At 60.7% G+C, this 6,774-nt stretch carries 7 protein-coding genes and 1 pseudogene; 2 read left to right on the plus strand and 6 right to left on the minus strand.

Annotated elements, in window-relative coordinates; all coding sequences use genetic code 11:
- From ACRC1E_RS07985 to def, 6 genes and pseudogenes are all read right to left on the minus strand, one after another.
- A pseudogene (locus ACRC1E_RS07985) lies at window positions 1–731 on the minus strand (two-component sensor histidine kinase); the annotation flags it as partial.
- Window positions 732–736: 5 nt separating this feature from the next.
- Window positions 737–1,303 carry a DUF4390 domain-containing protein gene (locus ACRC1E_RS07990; RefSeq protein WP_438514572.1) on the minus strand — a complete coding sequence of 189 codons (567 nt, stop codon included), beginning with the start codon at window positions 1,301–1,303 and terminating at the stop codon, window positions 737–739.
- Complete coding sequence (gene rsmB, locus ACRC1E_RS07995) at window positions 1,290–2,540, minus strand: 16S rRNA (cytosine(967)-C(5))-methyltransferase RsmB (protein WP_438514573.1); 1,251 nt, start codon at window positions 2,538–2,540, stop codon at window positions 1,290–1,292. Before rsmB ends, ACRC1E_RS07990 begins: the two co-directional genes overlap by 14 nt.
- Before the next feature lie 66 nt (window positions 2,541–2,606).
- Window positions 2,607–3,458, minus strand: coding sequence for a zinc metalloprotease HtpX (gene htpX / locus ACRC1E_RS08000; protein WP_438514574.1), 852 nt, complete (start codon window positions 3,456–3,458; stop codon window positions 2,607–2,609).
- Between the two features lie 10 nt (window positions 3,459–3,468).
- Window positions 3,469–4,386, minus strand: a complete 918-nt coding sequence (gene fmt / locus ACRC1E_RS08005) for a methionyl-tRNA formyltransferase (protein WP_438514575.1) — start codon at window positions 4,384–4,386, stop codon at window positions 3,469–3,471.
- A 72-nt stretch (window positions 4,387–4,458) separates the two neighbouring features.
- Window positions 4,459–4,962 carry a peptide deformylase gene (gene def, locus ACRC1E_RS08010; protein ID WP_438514576.1) on the minus strand — a complete coding sequence of 168 codons (504 nt, stop codon included), beginning with the start codon at window positions 4,960–4,962 and terminating at the stop codon, window positions 4,459–4,461.
- A gap of 128 nt (window positions 4,963–5,090) precedes the next feature.
- Between def and ACRC1E_RS08015 the strand changes: the two genes are divergently transcribed.
- Together ACRC1E_RS08015 and ACRC1E_RS08020 are read left to right on the plus strand one after the other, a co-directional pair.
- Window positions 5,091–6,095, plus strand: coding sequence for a LysM peptidoglycan-binding domain-containing protein (locus tag ACRC1E_RS08015; RefSeq protein WP_438514577.1), 1,005 nt, complete (start codon window positions 5,091–5,093; stop codon window positions 6,093–6,095).
- Window positions 6,092–6,774, plus strand: a 683-nt coding sequence (locus tag ACRC1E_RS08020; RefSeq protein WP_438514578.1) for a DNA-processing protein DprA, incomplete at its 3' end; no start/stop codon positions are given. The genes ACRC1E_RS08015 and ACRC1E_RS08020, both read left to right, overlap by 4 nt.

Raw genomic sequence — 6,774 nt, forward strand, 5'->3', positions numbered from 1 at the left:
GCCGGCGCCGGCTGCAGCATTTGCAACACCCGGGTCTCGCCGTCGCTATAGCTGCGGTAGCTGAGCAGTACCTTGAGCATCAGCGTACCGTCGCGGCTGGTTTCTATGCTCTGCAGCGGCTGGCGCAGCTTGAGCGCGCGCATCTGTGCCGTGCCTGGCAGTTCGGGTAAATAGCTGGCGCTGTCCGGCCCGGCAAAGCTGATTATCTGGCCATTGCGGCCCAGAACCGTCACTTCCTGTACATCCATTTGTTCGCGCAAGCGCGACAGGCGTAAAGACAGGGTATCCGCGGGCAGTTCGGCGATTTCATTGCTGATGATGCGGGCCTTGCGCGACAGATCGGACAGCACATAACCCAGCGCATTGCGGCCAAGATCCAGGCCGCGGTCCAGTGCATTTTCGACCCTGACATTGAACCAGCTTTCGATGCTGCGGGTCAGGAACTGGGCCGAGACGGTGAAGACCAGCATGCCGGGCACCAGTGCCGCGATGGTGAACATCACGACCATTTTCTGCATCAGTTTGGCACCGAAGACACGGGTTTTGACCCGCCGGCGCAAACGTATTACCTGGCGTGTGACTACGCCGATCAGACCCAGCAGCAGCAGGCTGTTCAGTGTAAAAACCAGCCAGTAATAGTTGGATAGGGGGGAGGTGTTGCCGGTTGCGATAGCCAGCAGATACAGCAGGATGATCGCGACCAGCGTGGTGGCAATGACGGGATAGCGCATGCGGCTTATTTTCTATTGACGTTCACGTCTATCCAGTCCGATGCCAGTGTCCAGTCGCGCGAGCCCAGAGCGTTTAGCTGGAATGGGCGGGGCAGGGCGCCGATATCCAGCGTCAGGCGCACGCGCCCTGCGACGCGACGCGTGTCACTGCTATCCCAGCCGGAGACATCCAGCACGGTCCAGCTGCTGATGTTCCCCACTGCGCGCAGCGCTTCATCCAGATTGGCGTAGTGGGTAGACAGCGAACCGATGCTGACGCGGTAACGGTTGGTAAAACGGTAATAGCTCAGCCTGAAGTCCAGCGAGGCGGTCGGCTCGAACCAGTCGCGCAGATTGGCGTAGTAGGCATAAGCGCGCGGCCGGGTCAGGTCGAACTCCAGCTTGAAGGTCAGCGGGATCCCTTGTTGCAAGGCATCCCGCAAGTCCGGAGACAACTCGGTGGTAAAGCGGGTTGCCAGTTGCAGTTTGCCATCGCTGACTTCTGCTTCTGCTTTGGTGGACTGAATATCATCGGCCAGCACGAACTGAGCCAGACTGCAGGCCAGCAGCAAGCTCAGGCTAAATCTTTTCAAGCAGTGCGTAATAGAAGCCGTCATGGTCCGGGCAAGGAAGTAACTGTTCTGCGTTCACCAGGCGGGCGTCGGCGTGGCGTGAGAGAAAGGCCGTCAATTGCTGACCATTTTCTTCCGGCATAATCGAGCATGTAGCGTATAGCATTTTCCCGCCTCTGGCGAGCAGCGGCCAGAGCGCATCGACCAGTTGTTCTTGCTGTCGTGCCAGTTCGGCAAAGTCGCCGGGGCGTCGCAACCACTTGATGTCGGGATGGCGGCGCACCACGCCGGATGCGGTGCAAGGGACATCGGCCAGAATGCGGTCGAAGAGCCGGCCATCCCACCAGGCGGCCGGCTGGCCGGCATCGCCAGCCAGTACGTTAGCCGAGAGCTTGAGGCGGGCGAGGTTGTCGCGTACGCGCAGCAGGCGGGTTTCGTCTACATCCAGTGCGGTGACCTCCACCTCGGCCAGCTCCAGCATATGGCAGGTCTTGCCGCCGGGCGCAGCACAGGCATCCAGTACCCGCATGCCGTCGGTCAGTGCCAGCATAGGTGCGGCTTGCTGTGCACCAAAGTCCTGCACCGAAAATTCACCCTCGGCAAAACCCGGCAACTCGCGCACGGGGAGCGGTTTTTCCAGCCGGACAGCATGGCTCCCCAGGATGGTGCCGGCCATCCCTGCCTGTTCCAGTTTTTGCAGATACTGGCTGGCATCGCAGACACGCGCATTGATGCGTAGCGTCATCGGCGGGTGGGTATTGCTGGACAGCATGATGGCCTGCCAGTCTTGTGGATAGGCGCGGCGCAAGGTGCGTATCCACCACGCCGGATGGTTATAGCGGGCTTCTTCGTTGGAGAGGCTGCTCGCGCGCAGTTCTTCTTCGCGGCGCTGGAAGTTGCGCAGTACACCGTTGACCAGGCCCTTGAGGCGCCCGCCGGCGATATGGCCGGCATGTTTGACCGCATGATCGACAACTGCATAAGGTGCGGCGCGGGTATAGGCTAGCTGGTAGATGGCGACCAGCAAGAGGCGCTCCAGCGCCTCATGCGGGAGTGGCTTGGGGACCAGCGTGCGCAGCCAGTAATTCAGCTCGCCCTTGTGGCGCAGTATTCCATAGCTGATGTCCTGGACGGCGCCGCGGGTCGAGGATGACAGTTCGCTGTCGTTGCGTAGCAGTCGGGTGAGAGCCTCGGTTAGCGTACGGCCCTTATCGACCTGTTCGACCACTTGAGCGGCCAGTTCCTGCGTGCGATGCATGGTGTTCTCTTTAAATGAAGCGGCCACAGTCGGTCTGTGGCCGCTTATCGGTTTCGCTAAGCGGTGTCAGGCGCCGCGCGTCATGGCGTGCAAGCGTGCGATCCGCTCTTCGGTCAGCGGATGGGTGCGGAACAGATTGTCCATGCCCATGCCGGAGAGCGGGTTGATGATCATCATTTGCGCGGTTTCCGGGTGTGCCTCGGCCGCCGGCATGGGGATGCCGCGCGCGTAGTATTCTATTTTTTCCAGTGCCGCAGCCAAGGCCAGCGGGTCGCCGGAAATCTCGGCGCCGCCCTGATCGGCATCAAACTCGCGCGCGCGTGAAATGGCCATCTGGATCAGGCTGGCTGCCAGAGGGGCCAATAAGGCCAGCAGGATGCCGGCCAGCGGGTTGACTGCGCGGCCTTCGCTATTGCGCCCGCCAAAAAACAGCGCAAAGTTGGCCAGTGCCGAAATAGCCCCCGCCATACTGGCCGACACGGTCGAAATCAGCGTGTCCCGGTGCCTGACATGCGCCAGCTCGTGCGCCATCACGCCGCGCAATTCACGATAGTCGAGAATGCGCATGATGCCGGTGGTCGCGGCGACTGCCGCATGCTCGGGATCGCGACCGGTAGCAAAGGCATTGGGCTGGTCTTCATGGATGACATACACGCGCGGCATCGGCATATTGGCCCGTTGCGCAAGTTCGGCCACCATATGGTAGAAATCGGGTGCACTGCCGGCATCGACTTCCTGCGCGTTGTACATGCGCAACATCATCTGGTCCGAATTCCACCACGCATAGACATTCATGGCACCGCCAAACATGAGCGCCAGCAACATGCCGCTCTTGCCGCCCAGCAGTGCGCCTATGGCGCCGAACAAGGCCAGAATGCCCGCCATCAGCACCGCCGTTTTCAAGCCGTTTTCACTCATGGCCGGCTCCCTAGATACCCAGTTGTACGCCGGTCAGCGTGCGCCCTGCGACAAACTCGCGTGCCGGCAAGCGCTTGCCGCCAGCGGCTTGCAGAGTGCTCAGAACCACCAGTCCATCGCGACTGCCGACGATGACGCCATCGGCACCGGCTTCCATGACGACACCCGGTGTACCGCTGCCGGCAATGGCATGTGCCATCCACAGCTTGAGTGGCTCGCCGGCCAAAAGGGTATGTGCCCCCGGTGCCGGATTGTAGGCGCGGATGGCGCGGGCGATCTCGACCGCACTTTGTTGCCAGTTGATGCGTGCCTCTTCCTTGGTCAGCTTGCTGGCGTAGGTGACGCCGGCTTCTGGCTGGACCACGGGGCTAAGGGTAGCCAGCTGCGCAAGGGTGGTGACGATGGCGTCGGCACCCAGTGCCGCCAGCTTGTCGTGCAGGCTGGCGGCGGTTTCATCGGCCGCAATGGGTAGCGGATGCACAGACAGCATGGCTCCGGTATCCAGACCGGCATCCATCTGCATGATGGTGATGCCGGTTGCGCTGTCGTCAGCCAGCAGCGCCCGCTGTATCGGCGCCGCACCGCGCCAGCGCGGCAGTAGCGAGGCGTGGATGTTCAGGCAGCCGCGTGCGGGTATATCAAGTACGGCTTGGGGCAAAATCAGGCCGTAGGCGGCCACCACCATGACTTCGGCGCCGATTTCACGCAGCATGGCTTGTGCAGTTTCGTTTCTCAAGCTGGGGGGCTGCTCGATGCGCAGGCCGTGTGACTGCGCCATTTGCTTGACCGGACTGGGCTTGAGCTTCATGCCGCGCCCGGCCGGCCGGTCGGGCTGGGTCAGTACCAGCGCAATTTCATGGCCGGCATTGATCAGTGCTTCCAGCGCGGCGGCGGCAAAGGCGGGGGTACCGGCAAAAATAAGCTTCATAATGCTCTAGTCCTCTAAAAATGATAAGGGACACGGCATGGCGTGTCCCGTAGGCTAAGCCAGCTGGCTCGCTTACATATTGTGCTTGTCGCGCTTTTTCAGCTTGGTCAGGATGCGGGTCTGCTTTAAAAGCGACAGGTATTCGACAAAGACCTTGCCGTCAAGATGATCAATTTCGTGCTGGATGCAGATCGCCAGCAGGCCGTCGGCCTCCAGCTCGAACGGCTCGCCGTCGCGGTTCAGCGCGCGTATCTTCACCCGTTCGGCACGGGTAACCTTGTCGTAGATGCCGGGTACAGACAGGCAGCCTTCTTCATACACCGTTTCACCGTGATACTCGATGATTTCCGGGTTGATAAAGGCAGTCAGCCCGCTTTTGTCTTCGCTGGTGTCGATGACCACGATGCGCTGATGCACATCGACCTGAGTAGCGGCCAGACCGATCCCGCGGCTGGAGTACATGGTTTCAGCCATGTCGCTGATCAGTGTTTTGATCGTGTCATCCACGGATGTGACCGGCAAAGCGACAGTATGCAAACGCTCGTCCGGATACTGCAAAATATTGAGAAGTGCCATGCTAGCTAATTCCAGATTGTCTGATGCTTATTGCGAGAACGATAATCAGGGTATTATCCCGTTTGCAAAAAAATTACATACCGCGCCGGCTGATACGCGCAGTTGCTGTTCATATGGGGGCATTATCCATGTTTCAACGCATTATACCGCTACTCCTCTCTTTGAGCCTTGCCGGCTTGGTGCAGGCCGATACGCTCAAGCTGCGCGACGATGCTCCCGCGCGTTATGTGGTTAAACGCGGCGACACGCTGTGGGATATTTCCGGGCGTTATTTGTCCAGCCCGTGGAAATGGCCGCAACTGTGGCAAATGAACCGTAGCGAAATTCGCAACCCGCACTGGATTTATCCGGGGGATGTGCTGGTGCTGGATCGTGCGACGGGCAAGCTGCGTCTGGAGAAGGGCTCGCGGGTAGTGAAACTGTCTCCCCATATCCGCATCGAAGACTCCGACGCGATCAGCTCCATTCCCGCCTCGCGTATCGCGGCCTTGCTCAAGCGTCCGCTGGTGATAGAACAGTCCGGATTTGCCGCCGCACCACGCATTATTGCCGGTGCTGACGAGCGTGTGGTGCTGGCACAGGGCAATACCGCCTATTCGCAGCCGCTGGATAGTGCCGGCGTATGGCAGGCATTTCGTGCCGGCAAGGAGTTGACGGACCCTGACAGCAAGGAAAATCTGGGGTTCGAGGTGATTTATGGCGGCGATCTGGCAGTGACCGATCTTGGCACGACGGTGAGCACTTTGCAGGTCAAGAGCAGTGTCGAAGAAATCGCCATAGGCGACCGACTGGTGAAATACCAGACCGTACCCGTACTCAACTACCAGCCACGTCCGGCACCTAGCGGGATGGGGGGCAAGGTCATCTCTATTTATGGCGGGGTCGCCGATGCCGCGCAGTACTCCAGCGTCGTCATTAACCGCGGTGCACGCGAGGGCGCCGAGCTGGGTTATGTATTTGGTGTTTACAAGCAGCCGCGCACGGTGAAGGTTGACGGTAAGGACGTGACCCTGCCTTCGCCGGAGGTTTCGCGCCTGTTCGTTTATCGCGTGTTTGACAAGGTGTCTTACGGGCTGTTGCTGGACAGCAGGCAGCCGGTCAATGTCGGCGATACGCTGGGTCAGCCTGAATGAATGAAGAGCTGGCGGCTTGGGCATCGCTTGCATTGACACCAGGCATAGGCCCGGTCGCATTTTTGCGTTTGCTGGCCCGGTTTGGCAGTGCCACTGCCGCCGCGAACGCAGGGCCGCATGCACTTGCCGCGTGTCTGGATGCCGTCCAGTTAGCCAGCTGGCAGCAGGGTGAGGGCAAGCGGGCGGCCGATGCCGCGCTGGCATGGGCCGAGGCGGATGGTTGCAGCTTGCTGACCCTGAATGACGCCGATTATCCGACCCGGTTGGCCGAGTCGGATTCGCCGCCACCGCTGCTGTTTGCCCGTGGCCGCCGCGAGCTGTTGGCGCAGGACATGCTGGCGGTGGTCGGCAGCCGCAAGGCAACGGCGCAGGGCAAACAGACGGCACAGATTTTTTCCCGGCGTCTGGGCGAGAACGGTTACACCATCGTCAGCGGTTTGGCCTCCGGTATTGACGCGGCCGCCCATCAGGGCGGGCTGTTAACGGCAGCGTCCAGTATTGCCGTGATAGGTACCGGCATAGACCGGGTGTATCCGGCCTCCAACCGGGCTTTGGCACACCAGCTGGCAGAAGAAGGACTCATCCTGTCCGAGTTTGCGCTGGGTGCCGGGCCGTTGGCGGCGCATTTCCCGCAGCGTAACCGCATTCTTGCCGGTTTGGTGCGCGGCTGTCTGGTGGT

The organism is Craterilacuibacter sp., from assembly GCF_051659485.1.
Lineage (GTDB): Bacteria > Pseudomonadota > Gammaproteobacteria > Burkholderiales > Chromobacteriaceae > Craterilacuibacter.